Annotated in this window: 15 protein-coding genes and 1 tRNA gene; all 16 read left to right on the forward strand. The window is 62.3% G+C overall.

What is annotated here, in order from left to right; genetic code table 11:
* Positions 1-450, forward strand: a 450-nt coding sequence (locus G342_RS0118475) for an EF-Tu C-terminal domain-related protein (protein WP_018184653.1), incomplete at its 5' end; no start/stop codon positions are given.
* A gap of 83 nt (positions 451-533) precedes the next feature.
* A tRNA-Trp gene (locus G342_RS0118480) sits at positions 534-609 on the forward strand.
* 97 nt (positions 610-706) lie between these two features.
* Positions 707-907, forward strand: a complete 201-nt coding sequence (gene secE / locus G342_RS0118485; protein WP_018184654.1) for a preprotein translocase subunit SecE — start codon at positions 707-709, stop codon at positions 905-907.
* A gap of 14 nt (positions 908-921) precedes the next feature.
* A complete protein-coding gene (gene nusG / locus G342_RS0118490) occupies positions 922-1452 on the forward strand; it encodes a transcription termination/antitermination protein NusG (RefSeq protein WP_018184655.1) in 531 nt (176 codons plus the stop codon).
* 141 nt (positions 1453-1593) lie between these two features.
* The gene (gene rplK, locus G342_RS0118495) at positions 1594-2025 is read left to right on the forward strand and encodes a 50S ribosomal protein L11 (RefSeq protein WP_018184656.1); all 432 of its coding nucleotides are present in this window, start codon (positions 1594-1596) and stop codon (positions 2023-2025) included.
* Positions 2026-2027: 2 nt separating this feature from the next.
* Positions 2028-2726 carry a 50S ribosomal protein L1 gene (rplA, locus tag G342_RS0118500; RefSeq protein ID WP_018184657.1) on the forward strand — a complete coding sequence of 233 codons (699 nt, stop codon included), beginning with the start codon at positions 2028-2030 and terminating at the stop codon, positions 2724-2726.
* Between the two features lie 298 nt (positions 2727-3024).
* Positions 3025-3543 (forward strand): 50S ribosomal protein L10, encoded by a 519-nt coding sequence (gene rplJ, locus G342_RS0118505; protein WP_026304596.1) that lies wholly within the window; start codon positions 3025-3027, stop codon positions 3541-3543.
* A 44-nt stretch (positions 3544-3587) separates the two neighbouring features.
* Complete coding sequence (rplL, locus tag G342_RS0118510) at positions 3588-3959, forward strand: 50S ribosomal protein L7/L12 (protein WP_018184659.1); 372 nt, start codon at positions 3588-3590, stop codon at positions 3957-3959.
* 141 nt (positions 3960-4100) lie between these two features.
* A complete protein-coding gene (rpoB, locus tag G342_RS0118515; RefSeq protein ID WP_018184660.1) occupies positions 4101-8237 on the forward strand; it encodes a DNA-directed RNA polymerase subunit beta in 4137 nt (1378 codons plus the stop codon).
* A 97-nt stretch (positions 8238-8334) separates the two neighbouring features.
* Positions 8335-12570, forward strand: coding sequence for a DNA-directed RNA polymerase subunit beta' (gene rpoC, locus G342_RS0118520; protein WP_018184661.1), 4236 nt, complete (start codon positions 8335-8337; stop codon positions 12568-12570).
* Positions 12571-12756: 186 nt separating this feature from the next.
* A complete protein-coding gene (locus tag G342_RS24630) occupies positions 12757-14049 on the forward strand; it encodes an alpha/beta hydrolase (RefSeq protein WP_051094341.1) in 1293 nt (430 codons plus the stop codon).
* Positions 14050-14211: 162 nt separating this feature from the next.
* Positions 14212-14646, forward strand: a complete 435-nt coding sequence (locus tag G342_RS0118530; RefSeq protein WP_018184663.1) for a cupin domain-containing protein — start codon at positions 14212-14214, stop codon at positions 14644-14646.
* Between the two features lie 439 nt (positions 14647-15085).
* Complete coding sequence (gene rpsL, locus G342_RS0118535) at positions 15086-15457, forward strand: 30S ribosomal protein S12 (protein WP_018184664.1); 372 nt, start codon at positions 15086-15088, stop codon at positions 15455-15457.
* Between the two features lie 15 nt (positions 15458-15472).
* The gene (gene rpsG, locus G342_RS0118540) at positions 15473-15943 is read left to right on the forward strand and encodes a 30S ribosomal protein S7 (protein WP_018184665.1); all 471 of its coding nucleotides are present in this window, start codon (positions 15473-15475) and stop codon (positions 15941-15943) included.
* 23 nt (positions 15944-15966) lie between these two features.
* On the forward strand, positions 15967-18042 hold the full coding sequence (gene fusA, locus G342_RS0118545; RefSeq protein WP_018184666.1) for an elongation factor G: 2076 nt from the start codon (positions 15967-15969) through the stop codon (positions 18040-18042).
* 49 nt (positions 18043-18091) lie between these two features.
* On the forward strand, positions 18092-18467 hold a 376-nt coding region (locus G342_RS0118550; protein WP_026304598.1), incomplete at its 3' end, for a GTP-binding protein.

Here is an 18467-nt window from a genome sequence, read left to right on the forward strand (position 1 = left end):
GTCGGCATCCGTCCGACCGTCAAGACGACCTGCACGGGCGTTGAAATGTTCCGCAAGCTGCTCGATCAGGGCCAGGCTGGCGACAATATCGGTGCTCTTCTTCGCGGCGTTGACCGTGAAGGCGTCGAGCGCGGTCAGGTTCTGTGCAAGCCCGGTTCGGTGACGCCGCATACGGTGTTCAAGGCCGAGGCCTACATCCTGACGAAGGAAGAGGGTGGCCGTCATACGCCGTTCTTCACGAACTACCGTCCGCAGTTCTACTTCCGGACGACGGACGTGACGGGTGTCGTGACGCTGCCGGAAGGCGTCGAGATGGTGATGCCGGGCGACAACATCTCGGTGGATGTCGAGCTGATCGTGCCGATCGCCATGGAAGAGAAGCTGCGCTTCGCCATTCGTGAAGGCGGTCGTACCGTCGGCGCGGGCGTCGTCGCCAGCATCATTAAGTGATGCAAGGTTGACGCAGGTCTGCTAAGTAGCAGGGCGTCGCCGGAACGTATTGGGGAGGACCGGAAACGGTCCTTCGCTCCGGTAGGGGTATAGCTCAGCTGGTAGAGCGACGGTCTCCAAAACCGTAGGTCGTAGGTTCGAATCCTACTGCCCCTGCCAATTTAACACTTGAGGAATCGATTGATCGGTTCTATGTAACGCTTCCCAGCGGGGTGCGCAGACGGAAGTTTGCGCGCCCGCAAGCCGTGAGCGGGTAATGGCCACCAAAACTAATCCATTTACGTTCCTCCAGCAGGTGCGTGCGGAGGTATCGAAGGTCGTTTGGCCGTCGCGTCGCGAAACCGCGATCACGACAGTCATGGTCTTCGTTATGGCCGTACTGGCAAGCCTGTTCTTCACAGTTGCCGACTTCGGTCTGAGCTGGGGCGTCTCGTTCCTGCTCGGCATCGGTCGATAGGCGGGGGCAGTTCATTGGATAAACGCTGGTATATCGTCCACGCCTATTCGAACTTCGAGAAGAAGGTCGCGGAGTCCATCCGCGAGCAGGCGGGCCAGCGTGGCCTTGCCGATCTTTTCGACGAGATCCTGGTTCCGACCGAGAAGGTCGTCGAGGTCCGGCGCGGCCGCAAGGTCGACGCCGAGCGCAAATTTTTCCCGGGTTACGTACTCGTGAAGATGGCGCTGACCGATGACGCCTATCATCTGATCAAGAACACGCCCAAGGTTACGGGTTTCCTCGGTTCCGACAACCGGCCAATGCCGATTTCGGAAGCCGAAGCCAACCGCATCATTCACCAGGTGCAGGAAGGCGTGGAGCGGCCGAAGCCGTCGGTCAGCTTCGAGGTCGGCGAGCAGGTTCGTGTTTCGGACGGTCCGTTCGCCTCGTTCAATGGCCTGGTCGAGGAAGTCGACGAGGTCCGCGCGCGGCTCAAGGTCGCCGTGTCGATTTTCGGGCGCGCCACTCCGGTGGAGCTCGAATACGGTCAGGTCGAAAAGCTCTGATCGTTTGGGCGTGGGAGGGTGCGGCGCTCGCCAGGTGTCGCCATCCGGACCACGCCATTCCTGCCAGCTGAGGCTGGCGCCGGGCCGACGTGATGTCGGCCCACCTCGTCGGCGGGTTGCCGGCATGGGAAAGGAACCAAAATGGCAAAGAAAGTTGCTGGCTACCTGAAGCTTCAGGTAAAGGCCGCATCGGCGACGCCGTCGCCGCCGATCGGTCCCGCGCTGGGCCAGCGCGGTATCAACATCATGGAATTCTGCAAGTCGTTCAACGCGCAGACCCAGGAAATGGAAAAGGGCTCCCCGGTACCGGTGGTCATCACCTATTACCAGGACAAGTCCTTCACCTTCGTGATGAAGACGGCTCCCGTGAGCTTCCTTCTCAAGAAGGCTGCCGGTCTCCCCAAGGGCGGCGCTACGCCGGGCAAGGGCGCTCCCGCCGGCTCGGTCACGCATGCCCAGTGCGTCGAGATCGCGACCCTGAAGATGAAGGATCTGAACGCCGAGAATATCGAAGCGGCGGCTCGGATGATCGAGGGCTCTGCCCGGTCCATTGGCCTCACGGTGGTTGACTGATCATGGCTCATCACGGCAAACGCGTCATCAACGCCCGCGAGGGTATCGATCGCAACAAGCTCTATCCGATCAGCGTCGCTGTTGCGCTCATCAAGGATCGCGCCAACGCGAAGTTCGACGAGACGATCGAGGTTGCTCTCAATCTCGGCGTCGACCCGCGTCACGCCGACCAGATGGTCCGCGGCGTCTGCAATCTGCCGAACGGCTCCGGCCGTACGGTTCGCGTCGCGGTTTTCGCGCGCGGCGCCAAGGCTGACGAAGCCAAGGCAGCCGGTGCCGATATCGTCGGCGCCGAGGACCTGCTCGAGATCGTCCAGGGCGGCACCATCGATTTCGATCGCTGCATTGCCACGCCGGACATGATGCCGCTGGTCGGCCGTCTCGGTAAGGTGCTCGGCCCGCGCGGCCTGATGCCGAACCCGAAGGTCGGTTCGGTGACCATGGACGTCGCCACCGCCGTCAAGGGCGCCAAGGGCGGCTCCGTCGAGTTCCGCGTCGAGAAGGCTGGTATCATCCACGCCGGCATCGGCAAGGCGAGCTTCGACACCGAGAAGCTGGTCCAGAACATCAAGGCGTTCGCAGACGCGGTGCAGAAGGCTCGCCCGACGGGCGCCAAGGGCACCTACCTGCAGAAGGTCGCCGTTTCCTCGACCATGGGCCCCGGCGTCCATGTCGATCCGGCGACGGTGCTCGGCGCCTAAGGCGCAAAGTTTCCGTCCGGGCGACCGGGCGGCAAAAGGCCGACGGAGGGTTCGCCCTCCGTCCGGTCACTACCTGTCCGAGACTGCAGGGGCCGGCTTGCCGGCTTAATCTCCTGCATAGACGGGGGGAAGAAAGGTTTTCCGGCGCAAGCCGGTGATCGGTTCGAACCTCTTTGACCCGGCTTCTCGCAAGAGCTGTCGGGGGACAGGCACGCAGCGCCGCGATCGGATATCTGGTCGTGGCATACGTAACCGGCGGACCCGACCGAAATGTCGGCCGCCAACTGGAGAGAGGCAAGTGGAAAGAGCGGAAAAACGCGAACTTGTCTCGACGATGAACGAGGTCTTCCAGGAGACCAATGTCGTCGTCGTGGCACACTATGCCGGCCTCACCGTCGCCGAGCTCACCGCCCTTCGTGGCAAGGCTCGCGTGGCAGGGGTCAGCGTAAAGGTCGCAAAGAACCGCCTCGTCAAGCTCGCCCTTCAAGGCACTGAGTCTGCTCACATTGCGGACCTGTTCACAGGTCCGACGCTCGTCGCTTATTCCGACGATCCGGTGGCAGCTCCCAAGGTCGTGGCCGATTTCGCCAAGACGAATGACAAGCTCGTCATTCTCGGCGGCGCGATGGGCAAGACCAATCTGGATCCGAACGGCGTCAAGGCTCTTGCCACGCTGCCGTCGCTCGACGAACTGCGCGGCAAGCTGATCGGCCTTATCTCGGCCCCGGCTACCAAGATCGCGACGGTCGTCAGCGCACCCGCGGCACAGCTTGCCCGCGTGTTCGGCGCCTATGCCAAGAAGGATGAAGCGGCGTAGGCCGTTCTCTCATCAATTGAAGTTCGAACTGACAGGAAGATAAAATGGCTGATCTTGCAAAGATTGTGGACGATCTGTCCGCCCTGACCGTGCTCGAGGCTGCTGAGCTCTCCAAGCTTCTCGAAGAGAAGTGGGGCGTTTCGGCTGCGGCTCCGGTCGCTGCTGCTGCAGCAGCTGCTGCTCCGGCTGCCGCCGTTGAAGAGAAGACCGAGTTCGACGTCATCCTCGTTGAGGCCGGCGCGAACAAGATCAACGTGATCAAGGAAGTCCGCGCGATCACGGCTCTTGGCCTCAAGGAAGCCAAGGACCTGGTCGAAGCTGCTCCGAAGGCCGTGAAGGAAGCCGTCTCGAAGGACGAGGCTGCCAAGCTCAAGGCTCAGCTCGAGGGCGCAGGCGCCAAGGTCGACGTCAAGTAAGTCGACTGAATTCGGCCGGCCCCGGATTGCCGGGGCCGGTTTCCATCGTGGTCCATAAGGACCGCTATCCAGAGAGCCGCGCCCGAGCGCGGCTGTACGGCTTTCCGGATAGCTGTTCTTGAACGTAAAGAAGGAGCGAACATGGCCCTGGAATTCACCGGTCGTAAGCGCATCCGCAAGGTCTTCGGGTCCATCGGCGACGTAGCCGAGATGCCGAACCTCATCGAGGTTCAGAAGGCGTCCTACGACCAATTCCTCATGGTTGAGGAAGCGAAGGGCGGGCGTCCGGACGAAGGTCTGCAGGCTGTCTTCAAATCCGTCTTCCCGATCTCCGATTTCTCGAACACGTCGCTGCTCGAGTTCGTCCGTTATGACTTCGATCCGCCGAAGTATGACGTCGATGAGTGCCGCCAGCGCGGCATCACCTTCTCGGCGCCGCTCAAGGTCACGCTGCGCCTGATCGTGTTCGATGTCGACGAGGACACCGGCGCCAAGTCCGTCAAGGACATCAAGGAGCAGGAAGTCTACATGGGCGAAATGCCGCTCATGACCTCCAACGGCACCTTCATCGTCAACGGCACCGAGCGCGTGATCGTCTCGCAGATGCACCGCTCGCCGGGCGTCTTCTTCGATCATGACAAGGGCAAGACCCATTCGTCGGGCAAGCTCCTGTTCGCCGCCCGCATCATTCCGTATCGCGGTTCCTGGCTCGACATCGAATTCGACGCCAAGGACATCGTGCACGCCCGCATCGACCGTCGCCGCAAGATTCCGGTGACGTCGCTGATGTTCGCGCTCGGCATGGACGGCGAGGAGATCCTCGACACCTTCTATACGAAGATCGTCTACTCCAAGGTCGGCGACGGCTGGCGCATGCCGTATGATCCGGCGCGCATGAAGGGCCTGAAGGCCGCGACCGACCTGATCGACGCCGACACCGGCGAAGTCGTGGTCGAAGCCGGCAAGAAGCTGACGGCGCGCGCCGCCCGCAGCCTGGCCGAGAAGGGCGTCAAGGCGCTGAAGGTTCTCAACGAGGACCTGCACGGCACCTATATCGCCGAGGACATCGTCAACCCGTCGACGGGTGAAGTCTATGCCGAGGCCGGCGACGAGATCAGCGAGAAGCTGCTCGAAGTCCTGGACGAGGCCGGCTACGACGAAGTGACGGTGCTCGACATCGACCACATCAATATCGGCGCCTATATCCGCAACACGCTCGCCGTTGACAAGAACGAGTCGCGTGAAGACGCGCTGTTCGACATCTACCGCGTCATGCGTCCGGGCGAGCCGCCGACGGTCGATACCGCGACGGCGATGTTCCAGTCGCTGTTCTTCGACAGCGAGCGCTACGACCTGTCGGCTGTCGGCCGCGTCAAGATGAACATGCGCCTCGACCTCGACGCGCCGGACACGATGCGTGTTCTCCGCAAGGAGGACATCCTCGCCGTCATCAAGACGCTTGTCGAGCTGCGTGACGGCAAGGGCGAGATCGACGACATCGACAATCTCGGCAATCGCCGCGTGCGTTCGGTCGGCGAGCTCATGGAGAACCAGTACCGCGTCGGTCTGCTCCGCATGGAGCGGGCGATCAAGGAGCGCATGTCGTCGGTCGAAATCGGCAACGTGATGCCGCAGGACCTGATCAATGCGAAGCCGGCGGCCGCCGCCGTGCGCGAGTTCTTCGGATCCTCGCAGCTCTCGCAGTTCATGGACCAGACCAACCCGCTGTCCGAGATCACCCACAAGCGCCGTCTTTCGGCGCTTGGCCCGGGCGGTCTGACGCGCGAGCGCGCCGGCTTCGAAGTGCGCGACGTGCACCCGACGCATTACGGCCGTATCTGCCCGATCGAGACGCCGGAAGGCCCGAATATCGGTCTGATCAACTCGCTCGCGACCTTCGCCCGCGTCAACAAGTACGGCTTCATCGAGAGCCCGTACCGGCGCGTCAAGGACGGCGTCGCGACGATGGACATCATCTATCTGTCGGCCATGGAAGAGTCGAAGTACTACGTCGCCCAGGCGAACGTGGCGCTCGACCCGGCCGGCAAGCTGACCGAAGACCTGATCGTCTGCCGTCATTCCGGCGAAAACGTCATGGTGACCTCGGACCGCGTCGACTTCATGGACGTGTCGCCGAAGCAGCTCGTCTCGGTCGCCGCGGCGCTGATCCCGTTCCTCGAGAACGACGACGCCAACCGCGCCCTGATGGGTTCGAACATGCAGCGCCAGGCGGTGCCGCTCGTTCGCGCCGAAGCGCCGTTCGTCGGAACCGGCATGGAATCGGTCGTGGCCCGTGACTCGGGCGCTGCCATCGCGGCCCGCCGCGGCGGCGTCGTCGACCAGGTCGACGCGACCCGTATCGTTATCCGTGCGACGGAGGATCTTGATCCTTCGAAGTCGGGTGTCGATATCTATCGTCTGATGAAGTTCCAGCGTTCGAACCAGTCGACCTGCATCAACCAGCGGCCGCTTGTCCGCGTGGGCGATCGCGTCGGCAAGGGTGACATTCTGGCGGACGGCCCGTCGACGGATCTCGGTGATCTGGCGCTCGGCCGGAACGTGCTCGTCGCGTTCATGCCGTGGAACGGCTACAACTTCGAGGACTCGATCCTCCTGTCCGAGCGTATCGTGTCGGATGACGTCTTCACCTCGATCCATATCGAGGAGTTCGAGGTCATGGCGCGTGACACCAAGCTCGGTCCTGAGGAAATCACGCGCGACATTCCGAACGTTTCGGAAGAAGCGCTGAAGAACCTCGACGAAGCCGGCATCGTCTATATCGGCGCCGACGTTCAGGCTGGCGACATCCTCGTCGGCAAGATCACGCCGAAGGGCGAAAGCCCGATGACGCCGGAAGAGAAGCTTCTGCGCGCCATCTTCGGCGAAAAGGCTTCCGACGTTCGCGATACCTCGCTCCGCGTGCCGCCGGGCGTGACCGGCACCATCGTGGAAGTGCGCGTCTTCAACCGCCATGGCGTGGAGAAGGACGAGCGCGCGATGGCGATCGAGCGCGAAGAGATCGAGCGTCTCGCCAAGGACCGCGACGACGAGCAGGCCATCCTGGACCGCAACGTCTATGGCCGCCTGATCGACATGTTCGAAGGCAAGACCGCTTCGAGCGGCCCGAAGAACTTCAAGAAGGACACCGTGCTGTCGCGCGATGTCATCGAGGAGTATCCGCGCTCGCAGTGGTGGCAGTTCGCTGTTGCCGACGAGAAGCTGATGGGCGAGATCGAGGCGCTGCGTGGCTCGTATGACGAGAGCCGCAAGCGGCTGGAGAAGCGCTTCATCGACAAGGTCGAGAAGCTGCAGCGCGGCGACGAGCTGCCTCCGGGCGTGATGAAGATGGTCAAGGTCTTCGTCGCGGTGAAGCGCAAGATCCAGCCGGGCGACAAGATGGCCGGCCGTCATGGTAACAAGGGCGTCGTGTCGCGGATCACCCCGGTCCAGGACATGCCGTTCCTCGAGGACGGCACGCATGTCGACATCGTGCTCAACCCGCTCGGCGTGCCGAGCCGCATGAACGTCGGCCAGATCCTGGAGACGCATCTGGGCTGGGCTTGCGCGGGCATGGGCCTGAAGATCGGCAAGATGCTCGAGGATTATAAGAAGTCGGGCGACGTCAAGCCGCTCCGCCTCACCCTCGACGGCATCTATAACGGTCCGAAGGACGAGCCGGTCTCGGAGCTGGACGACGCCTCGGTCATCCGGATGAGCGAGCATCTGAAGAAGGGTGTCTCGATTGCGACGCCGGTCTTCGACGGTGCGCGCGAGCCGGACATCGTCGAGATGCTGGAGGAGGCGGGTCTGCATTCCTCGGGTCAGTCGGTGCTTTACGACGGACGGACGGGCGAGACCTTCGACCGCAAGGTGACGGTGGGCTACATCTACATGCTCAAGCTGCACCATCTGGTCGACGACAAGATCCACGCGCGTTCGATCGGACCGTACTCGCTCGTCACGCAGCAGCCGCTGGGTGGTAAGGCGCAGTTCGGTGGCCAGCGCTTCGGCGAGATGGAGGTGTGGGCACTCGAGGCCTATGGCGCCGCCTACACGCTGCAGGAAATGCTGACCGTGAAGTCCGATGACGTGGCCGGCCGTACCAAGGTCTACGAGGCGATCGTCCGCGGTGACGACACGTTCGAGGCCGGTATTCCGGAATCGTTCAACGTGCTGGTCAAGGAAATGCGGTCGCTCGGGCTCGACGTCGAGCTCAACCAGTCCAAGAAAGCCTTGGATGCGGAAGCGAACGCGCGGCTTCCGGACGCGGCGGAATAATCCGCCGCGGTTTCCACGAGGCCCATTCAGTTTACATGCGGTGGTCCGGCATGAGGCGTAGTCCTCGACCGGCCACCGGCATCGAAGGAGATCGGCGATGAATCAAGAAGTCGCGAACATCTTCAATCCGCTGGCGCAGCCGGCACAGAATTTCGACCAGATCCGCATCCACATTGCGAGCCCTGAGAAGATTCTGTCCTGGTCGTACGGTGAGATCAAGAAGCCGGAAACGATCAACTACCGTACGTTCAAGCCTGAGCGCGACGGCTTGTTCTGCGCGCGCATTTTCGGGCCGATCAAGGATTACGAGTGCTTGTGCGGCAAGTACAAGCGCATGAAGTACAAGGGCATCATCTGCGAGAAGTGCGGCGTGGAAGTCACGCTCGCACGCGTCCGGCGTGACCGCATGGGCCATATCGAGCTCGCAGCGCCCGTCGCTCACATCTGGTTCCTGAAGTCGCTGCCGTCGCGTATCGGCATGCTGATGGACATGACGCTGAAAGATCTCGAGCGCATCCTGTATTTCGAGAACTACGTCGTCATAGAGCCGGGCCTCACGCCTCTGAAGGAGCGTCAGCTCCTCTCCGAGGAAGAGTACCTGCGCGCACAGGACGAGTATGGCGATGATAGCTTCACCGCCCTGATCGGCGCCGAAGCCATCCGCGAAATGATGATGGCGCTCGACCTGCCGAAGCTCGCCGTCGACCTGCGCGAAGAGATCGCGACGTCGACCTCGGAGCTGAAGCCCAAGAAGCTCGGCAAGCGCCTGAAGCTCGTCGAAGCCTTCATCGAGTCCGGCAATCGGCCGGAATGGATGATCATGACGGTGATCCCGGTGATCCCGCCGGATCTGCGTCCGCTCGTGCCTCTCGATGGCGGCCGCTTCGCGACCTCCGACCTGAACGACCTGTATCGCCGCGTCATCAACCGCAACAACCGTCTGAAGCGGCTGATCGAGCTGCGCGCGCCGGACATCATCATCCGCAACGAGAAGCGCATGCTTCAGGAAGCGGTCGATGCGCTGTTCGACAACGGCCGTCGCGGCCGCGTCATCACGGGTGCCAACAAGCGCCCGCTGAAGTCGCTGTCGGACATGCTGAAGGGCAAGCAGGGCCGGTTCCGTCAGAACCTGCTCGGCAAGCGCGTCGACTACTCCGGCCGTTCCGTGATCGTCGTCGGTCCGGAAATGAAGCTGCACCAGTGCGGCCTGCCGAAGAAGATGGCGCTCGAGCTGTTCAAGCCGTTCATCTATTCGCGTCTCGACGCCAAAGGCTTCTCGTCCACCGTCAAGCAGGCGAAGAAGCTCGTCGAGAAGGAAAAGCCGGAAGTCTGGGATATCCTGGACGAGGTCATCCGCGAGCATCCGATCCTTCTGAACCGTGCTCCGACGCTTCACCGCCTCGGCATCCAGGCTTTCGAGCCCGTGCTGATCGAAGGCAAGGCGATCCAGCTGCATCCGCTCGTCTGCTCGGCCTTCAACGCCGACTTCGACGGTGACCAGATGGCCGTGCACGTTCCGCTGTCGCTCGAAGCGCAGCTGGAAGCTCGCGTGCTGATGATGTCGACCAACAACATCCTGCATCCCGCGAACGGCCAGCCGATCATCGTGCCGTCGCAGGACATCGTTCTCGGCCTCTATTATCTGTCGATCATGGCAGACAAGGAGCCGGGCGAGGGCATGCTGCTGAGCTCGATCGCCGAGATCGAACATGCGCTGGCCGCCAAGGCGATCACGCTGCATACCAAGATCAAGGGCCGCTATCGTGGCGTCGACGCCGACGGCAACGTCACGTCGAAGATCTACGACACGACCCCGGGCCGCCTGCTGATCGGCGAACTCCTGCCGAAGCACCACAACCTGCCCTTCGACGTCGTCAACAAGCTGATGACGAAGAAGGAGGTCTCGAACACGATCGACGCCGTCTACCGCCATTGCGGTCAGAAGGAGACGGTCATCTTCTGCGATCGCATCATGGCGCTCGGCTTCCGCGAAGCCTGCCGTGCCGGCATTTCCTTCGGCAAGGACGACATGGTCATCCCGCCGACCAAGGCCAAGCTGGTCGAGGAGACGCAGGCGCTCGCCAAGGATTACGAGCAGCAGTACAATGACGGCCTGATCACCTTCGGCGAGAAGTACAACAAGGTCGTCGACGCCTGGGCAAAGTGTGGCGACGCGGTCGCCGCCGAGATGATGAAGGGCATTTCCGCCGTTCATCATGACGAGGAAACCGGCCGTCAGAAGCCGATGAACTCGATCTACATGATGAGCCATTCGGGTGCCCGTGGTTCGCCGACCCAGATGAAGCAGCTTGCCGGCATGCGTGGTCTGATGACCAAGCCGTCGGGCGAGATCATCGAGAACCCGATCATCTCGAACTTCAAGGAAGGCCTGACCGTTCTCGAGTACTTCAACTCGACCCACGGTGCCCGTAAGGGTCTGGCCGATACCGCCTTGAAGACGGCAAACTCCGGCTATCTGACGCGTCGTCTCGTCGACGTGGCGCAGGACTGCATCATCATCGAGCAGGATTGCGGCACGACGAACGGCCTGAAGATGCAGGCGGTGATCGACAGCGGCCAGGTGGTTGCGTCGCTCGGTCTGCGTATTCTCGGTCGTACGGCGGCAGAGGACATCGTGTCGGGCGCTACCGGCGAGGTGCTGGTTCCGGCCGGCCACCTGATCGTCGAGAAGGATGTCGACCTGGTCGAGAAGGCTGGCGTCCAGGCGGTCAAGATCCGCTCGGTGCTGACCTGCGACACCAAGATCGGCGTCTGCGCGGCTTGCTATGGTCGCGATCTGGCTCGCGGCACGACCGTCAACATGGGCGAGGCCGTCGGCGTCATCGCGGCCCAGTCCATCGGCGAACCTGGCACGCAGCTCACCATGCGTACGTTCCACATCGGTGGCACGGCGCAGGTGGTCGACTCGTCCTTCATCGAGTCGAGCTTCGAAGGCACGGTCACGATGCGTAATCGCAACGTGGTGCGTGACTCCGGTGGCAAGCTGGTGGCTCTCGGCCGCAACATGGCGATCGTGATCGTCGACAAGGACGGAACCGAGCGCGCGGTCAACCGCGTCACCTACGGTTCGCGCGTCCATGTGGACGAGGGCGATCACGTCAAGCGCGGCCAGCGCCTGGCGGAATGGGACCCCTACACCCGTCCGGTTCTGACGGAAGTCTCGGGTACCATCGGCTATGAGGACATGGTCGAAGGCATTTCCGTGGTGGAAACGGCGGACGAGTCGACCGGCATCACCAAGCGTGTTGTCATCGACTGGCGCGCCAATCCGCGTGGCGGCGACCTGAAGCCGGCGATCGTGATCAAGGGCAAGGACGGCAAGATCCTGAAGTTGCCCCGCGGTGGCGAAGCCCGCTACATGCTGTCGGTGGAAACCATCCTCTCGGTTGATCCGGGTTCGACGGTCCATGCCGGCGACGTGGTGGCCCGTATTCCGACGGAAGGCGCCAAGACGCGCGACATCACGGGCGGTCTGCCGCGCGTGGCGGAGCTGTTCGAGGCGCGTCGTCCGAAGGATCACGCCATCATCGCCGAAATGGACGGCACGATCCGCTTCGGCCGCGACTACAAGAACAAGCGTCGCGTCATCGTCGAGCCGGTCGAGGGATCGATCGGTATCGATGGCGAGCCGCTGGAGCCGATCGAGTACCTGATCCCGAAGGGCAAGCCGTTCCATCTCCAGGAAGGCGACGCCGTGGAGAAGGGCGACTACATCATGGACGGCAACCCGGCGCCGCATGACATCTTGGCGATCAAGGGCGTGGAGGCACTCGCGGCCTACCTCGTCAACGAAATCCAGGACGTCTACCGGCTCCAGGGTGTGCAGATCAACGACAAGCACATCGAGGTGATCGTTCGCCAGATGCTGCAGAAGGTCGAGGTCTTCGACGCCGGCGAAACCGAATTCTTCAACGGCGAGCAGATCGACCGTCTGGAGTTCGACGTCGTCAACGAGAAGGCCAAGGTCGAAGGCAAGAAGATCGCCCTCGGCAATCCGGTCCTGCTCGGCATCACCAAGGCCAGCTTGCAGACCCGGTCGTTCTTCTCGGCCGCGTCCTTCCAGGAGACGACCCGCGTCCTCACCGAGGCGGCCGTCAACGGCAAGGTCGACCCGCTCGATGGTCTCAAGGAGAACATCATCGTCGGTCGTCTGATCCCGGCTGGCACGGGTGGCACGATGGGCCGGATCCGCGAGATCGCGACCAAGCGCGACGAGCTGATCCTCGAGGAGCGTCGCCGTTCTTCGGCGGCCTCGGCCCCGGCGGCAGCGCCGGCTGGTCTGCTCGGCGATCTTACCAACGCGGCCGAGTAATCGGCCGTCGCAAAAGCAGGAAAAGGCCGCCTTCGGGCGGCCTTTTTCGTGGCCGAACTATTCTCGGTCCGAGGCTCTTCCCTTCGCTGCCACTCTGAGTGCATCTTGTCATAGGGATGGGGTAGGGTGGTCCCGGTCTTGAGCCTCGCGGGCAAGACCTCTCGTCCTTTTCGGGGGTAGTTCGACTTGCGTAGCGTTTCGGTTCTCGTCAGGGCAGGGGTCACCAGCCTCGTCGTCATTGGTCTTCTGGCGGGCTGCGCAGGTCGGCCGAAGGACGTGCTTCTACCGGTCGACGTCTCCACGCCGGTGCCTGGTTCCAGTACTGTCGACATGGCGGTCGCCACCACCCGTCAGCGGTCGAACACCCCGGGCCAAATGTTTACCGGCGAGCGTGGCCGCGCCATCGACTTCGCCAATATCGTCGTCTCGGTACCTCCGGACGCGCAACGCAAGAAGGGCGATGTCCAGTGGCCGAAGAAGCTGCCGGGCAATCCCGCGACGGACTTCGTGACGGTCAAGGCTGAGGACATGGACCTCGCCCAGGCCAGGGCTTGGTTCAACCGCAAGATCAAGGCCTCGCCCCGGCGACAGGCGCTCGTCTTCATCCATGGCTTCAACAATCGGTTCGAGGATGCGGTCTACCGCTTCGCCCAGATCGTGCATGACTCGGATGCGAGCGTGGTGCCGATCCTGTTCACGTGGCCGTCGCGGGGCAGTGTGCTGGCCTATGGCTATGATCGCGAAAGCACCAATTATTCGCGGGATGCCCTGGAGCTTCTGCTGAAATCGCTGGCGGATGATCCGAACGTTGAGGAGGTGTCGATCCTGGCCCATTCGATGGGCAATTGGGTCGCGCTCGAAGCGCTTCGGCAGATGGCCATCCGCGACAAGCGGATAGCGCCGAAAATCAAGAACGTCATGCTCGCGGCGCCGGATGTCGATGTCGACGTGTTCCGCCGCCAGATGGTCGATATCGGGCCCAAGGGGCCGAACTTCACCTTGTTCGTCTCGCAGGACGACCGAGCGTTGAAGTTTTCCCGTCGGGTGTGGGGAAATGTGGAGAGACTCGGGCAGATTGACGTCGCCCGAGAGCCGTTTGCGTCGGAGATGGCGGCGGATCGGATCACCGTCATCGACCTCACCAGGCTCCATACCGATGACAAGCTCAACCATGCGAAGTTCGCAGCCAGTCCCGAGGTCGTGCAGTTGATCGGGACCCGTCTGGCTTCTGGCCAGACGATGACGGACTCGCATGTCGCGCTCGGCGACAAGCTGGTTGCCGTGACGACGGGGGCGGCCGCGAGCGTCGGCACGGCCGCCGGTCTGATCGTGACGGCCCCGGTCGCCGTCCTCGACGCGCGGACCCGCGATAGCTATGACGATCAGGTGAGGGCCTGGGGCGCCTCGCTGCAGGACAATGCCAGTTCGACCGGCGACCTCCTGCTCACGAAGCCGGGCGGTGGCGGCGTCGCCTACTGACGCGGCCCTTGCCCCGCCAGCTCCCGCCGAAATTTCGAAGCTCCCGAGGCCGCGCATCGCGCGGCCTTTTCTTTACCGCTGGATTGCCTATCAATGGCTCCGGGAACAGCACGACCATTCGCGACGGACCGTCGTCCGCGCCGGCGTGACTGGGGAGGGGCTATGAAACGTTCGATCGCATGGGTGCTCGGCGCCATGCTTGCCGTGACCGCGGCGCATGCCGAGGAAAGCTACAAGCCGTCCGTTAAGGTGAAACGGATCCTGGAGACGATGACGACGACGAGTGGCGATCCGATCCGCTACCCCGTCACCAACGAGCCCCTGGTCCAGTCCCTGATCGTGGAAATACCGCCGGGCGGCGAGACGGGCTGGCACAGCCATCCGGTCCCGGCCTACGCCTACATCCTTGCCGGCACGATTGAGGTCACGAGCGAGGGCGGCGAGAGGCGATTCTTCAAAATGGGAGATTCGTTTGCCGAAATGGTCGATCACCGCCATAACGGCCGAGTCGTCGGCGAAGAAACCGTCCGAATCTTGATGATCGTAACCGGACAGAAAGGAATCGGGTTCTCTGTCCGGACAGAGGCACCGGAGTGAATCAGGCCATTCCGGTACCGCTCCAGGCGCCGCTCCGGCGGCGCCGCAACAACACTGCGTGATAGGCCAGCGGACTTTGCATAAGTTGCTGGAATCCGGCCCTCGATGTGCGATCCTTGCCCCGGATGCGCTGTCGAAAAGAACCCCACACAGGGGTTGACTGGAACCGCCCGAATAAGTAGGTTCCGCAAGCTTTCAGGCAGGTGGTAAGCCCAAATTTTCCAGCGACGACGCGTCGCGGAGTTCAGGCTTAAACACTGTCGGGATCGAAACAGACGTTAGAACGACACGCACGATCGCGGCGAACGCCGTGATCCTCTGCATTTCGTAGCGCCTCCGCAGTTTGCGGTACGGGCGCTCTTTGTTCATGGCCGTACGGTTGTGGCAGAGGTGCGAAGGCGGAGAGAAACAGAACCGTAGGCTAGCTGAAAGGCGAAGCATGCCGACAATTAACCAGCTCATCCGCAAGCCGCGTCAAGCACCGGCGAAGCGGAACAAGGTTCCGGCGCTGCAGGAGAACCCGCAGAAGCGCGGCGTTTGCACTCGCGTCTATACGACCACTCCGAAGAAGCCGAACTCGGCACTTCGTAAGGTCGCGAAGGTTCGCCTTACCAATGGCTTTGAAGTCATTGGCTATATCCCGGGCGAAGGCCACAACCTGCAGGAGCACTCTGTCGTCATGATCCGTGGCGGCCGCGTCAAGGATCTGCCGGGCGTGCGCTACCACATTCTGCGCGGCGTGCTCGACACCCAGGGTGTCAAGGGCCGTAAGCAGCGTCGTTCCAAGTACGGCGCGAAGCGTCCGAAGTAATAGGGATCAGGAACAATGTCCCGTCGCCATAGTGCAGAGAAGCGCGAGATCATCCCGGACCCCAAGTTCGGCGATATCGTCGTCACCAAGTTCATGAATGCCGTCATGTATGACGGCAAGAAGTCGGTCGCCGAGAGCATCGTTTACGGTGCGTTCGACATCATCCAGAACCGGACCAAGCAGGAGCCCGTCGTGGTGTTCCGCCAGGCTCTGGACAACGTCGCTCCGCACATCGAAGTGCGTTCGCGTCGTGTCGGTGGTGCGACCTACCAGGTTCCCGTCGAGGTCCGCACGGATCGTCGTCAGGCCCTCGCCATTCGTTGGTTGCTCACGGCGGCTCGTGGCCGCAACGAGAAGACCATGATCGAGCGTCTGTCGGGCGAACTGCTGGACGCCTCGAACAGCCGCGGCAACGCCGTGAAGAAGCGCGAAGACACGCACCGGATGGCCGAAGCCAACCGCGCGTTCTCGCACTATCGCTGGTAACGATCGGACAAAGGCAGCCCATCATGGCCCGCACGCATAAGATCGACGACTACCGCAACTTCGGAATCATGGCCCACATCGACGCGGGCAAGACGACGACGACCGAGCGGATCCTGTTTTATTCAGGCAGAAACCACAAGATCGGCGAGACGCATGACGGCGCTGCTACCATGGATTACATGGAGCAGGAGCAGGAACGCGGCATCACGATCACGTCGGCTGCTACCACGACGTCGTGGAACGGCAAGCGCCTGAACATCATCGACACCCCCGGCCACGTCGACTTCACGATCGAAGTCGAGCGTTCGCTGCGTGTTCTCGATGGCGCTGTTTGCGTGCTGGATTCGAACCAGGGCGTCGAGCCGCAGACCGAAACGGTCTGGCGTCAGGGCGACAAGTATCACGTTCCGCGCATTGTCTTCTGTAACAAGATGGACAAGACCGGCGCGAACTTCGAGATGTGCCTGGCGGACATCAAGCAGCGCCTCGGCGCTCGCGCTGTCCCGATCCAGCTGCCGATCGGCGCCGAGCAGGACTTCAAGGGTGTGATCAACCTGATCACCATGAAGGCTTGCGTCTGGAACGACGACTCGATCGGCGCGATGTACGACGAAGAAGAGATCCCGGCGGATCTCCTCGAGAAGGCGACCGCTTTCCGCGCCGCTCTGATCGAAGCCGCCGTCGAGCTCGACGACGCCGCGATGGAAGCCTATCTCGAAGGCAACGAGCCTGACGAAGCGACGCTGAAGGCGTTGATCCGCAAGGCCGTGCTGCATTCGACCTGGTTCCCGGTTCTCGCTGGCTCGGCCTTCAAGAACAAGGGCGTTCAGACGCTGCTCGACGCCGTCGTTGACTTCCTTCCGTCGCCGGTCGATGTGCCGCCGACCAAGGGCATCGACGTCAAGACCGAGCAGGAAGTCGAGCGTCATTCGACCGACGACGAGCCGCTCGCCATGCTGGCGTTCAAGATCATCGAAGATCCCTTCGGTATCCTGACGTTCGCTCGCATCTACTCCGGCGTCCTGAACAAGGGCACTACGCTTCTCAACTCCACCAAGGAGAAGAAGGAGCGTATCGGCCGCATGGTTGCGATGCACGCCAACTCGCGTGAAGACATCGAAGTGGCCTATGCCGGCGACATCGTCGCTCTGGTTGGCCTCAAGGAAACCCGTACCGGCGATACGCTCTGCGATCCCGCCGCTCCGGTGATCCTCGAGAAGATGGAATTCCCCGAGCCGGTCATCGAAATGTCGGTGGAAGTGGCTTCGAAGGCAGACCAGGAGAAGCTGGGCACCGCCCTGCAGAAGCTGGCTTCCGAGGATCCGTCCTTCCGCGTTTCGACGGACAGCGAGTCCGGCCAGACGATCATCAAGGGGATGGGCGAGCTTCACCTCGACATCAAGATCGATATCCTTCGTCGTGCGCCGTACAACATCAACGTGAATGTTGGTGCGCCGCAGGTTGCCTACCGCGAGACCATCCGCAAGGCGACCGAGATCGATTACACCCACAAGAAGCAGACCGGCGGTACGGGCCAGTTCGCCCGCGTCAAGTTCGTCATCGAGCCGAACGAGATTGGTGCTGGTTACACCTTCGAAAACAAGATCATCGGTGGCGTGGTTCCGAAGGAATACGTCCCCGGCGTCGAAAAGGGCCTGAATTCGGTCATGACCTCGGGCCCGATCGCGGGCTTCCCGGTCGTGGACGTCAAGATCGCCCTGATCGACGGCGCCTACCACGAAGTCGACTCCTCGGCGATCGCGTTCGAAATCGCGTCCCGCGCGGCTCTTCGCGAAGGTCTCATGAAGGCCAATCCGGCCCTTCTCGAGCCCGTCATGAAGGTTGAGGTCGTCTCGCCGGAAGAATATGTGGGTTCGGTTATCGGCGATCTTAATTCGCGCCGTGGCCAGATCCAGGGCCAGGACATGCGCGGCAACGCGAATGTCATCACGGCCTTCGTTCCGCTCGCCAACATGTTCTCTTACGTGAACAACCTGCGCTCGATGAGCCAGGGCCGCGCGAGCTACACGATGCAGTTTGATCATTATGAGCAGGTCCCGCAGGCCGTCGCTCAGGAGGTCCAGGCGAAGTACGCCTAGGCCTTTCACGCGAAACCGAACCTGCTGACAGACACGACGGAGAAGTCCGATGGGTAAAGAGAAATTCGAGCGCAACAAGCCGCACTGCAACATTGGCACGATTGGCCATGTTGATCACGGCAAGACGTCGCTGACGGCGGCGATCACGAAGACGCTGGCCAAGTCCGGCGGCGCGACCTTCAAGGCATACGACCAGATCGACGCAGCGCCGGAAGAGAAGGCGCGCGGCATCACGATCTCGACGTCGCATGTCGAGTACGAGACGGCCAACCGTCACTACGCTCACGTCGACTGCCCCGGTCACGCCGATTATGTGAAGAACATGATCACCGGCGCGGCGCAGATGGACGGCGCGATCCTGGTCGTGTCGGCTGCCGACGGCCCGATGCCGCAGACCCGCGAGCACATCCTGCTCGCCCGTCAGG

It is taken from the genome of Kaistia granuli DSM 23481, assembly GCF_000380505.1.
Classification (GTDB): domain Bacteria; phylum Pseudomonadota; class Alphaproteobacteria; order Rhizobiales; family Kaistiaceae; genus Kaistia; species Kaistia granuli.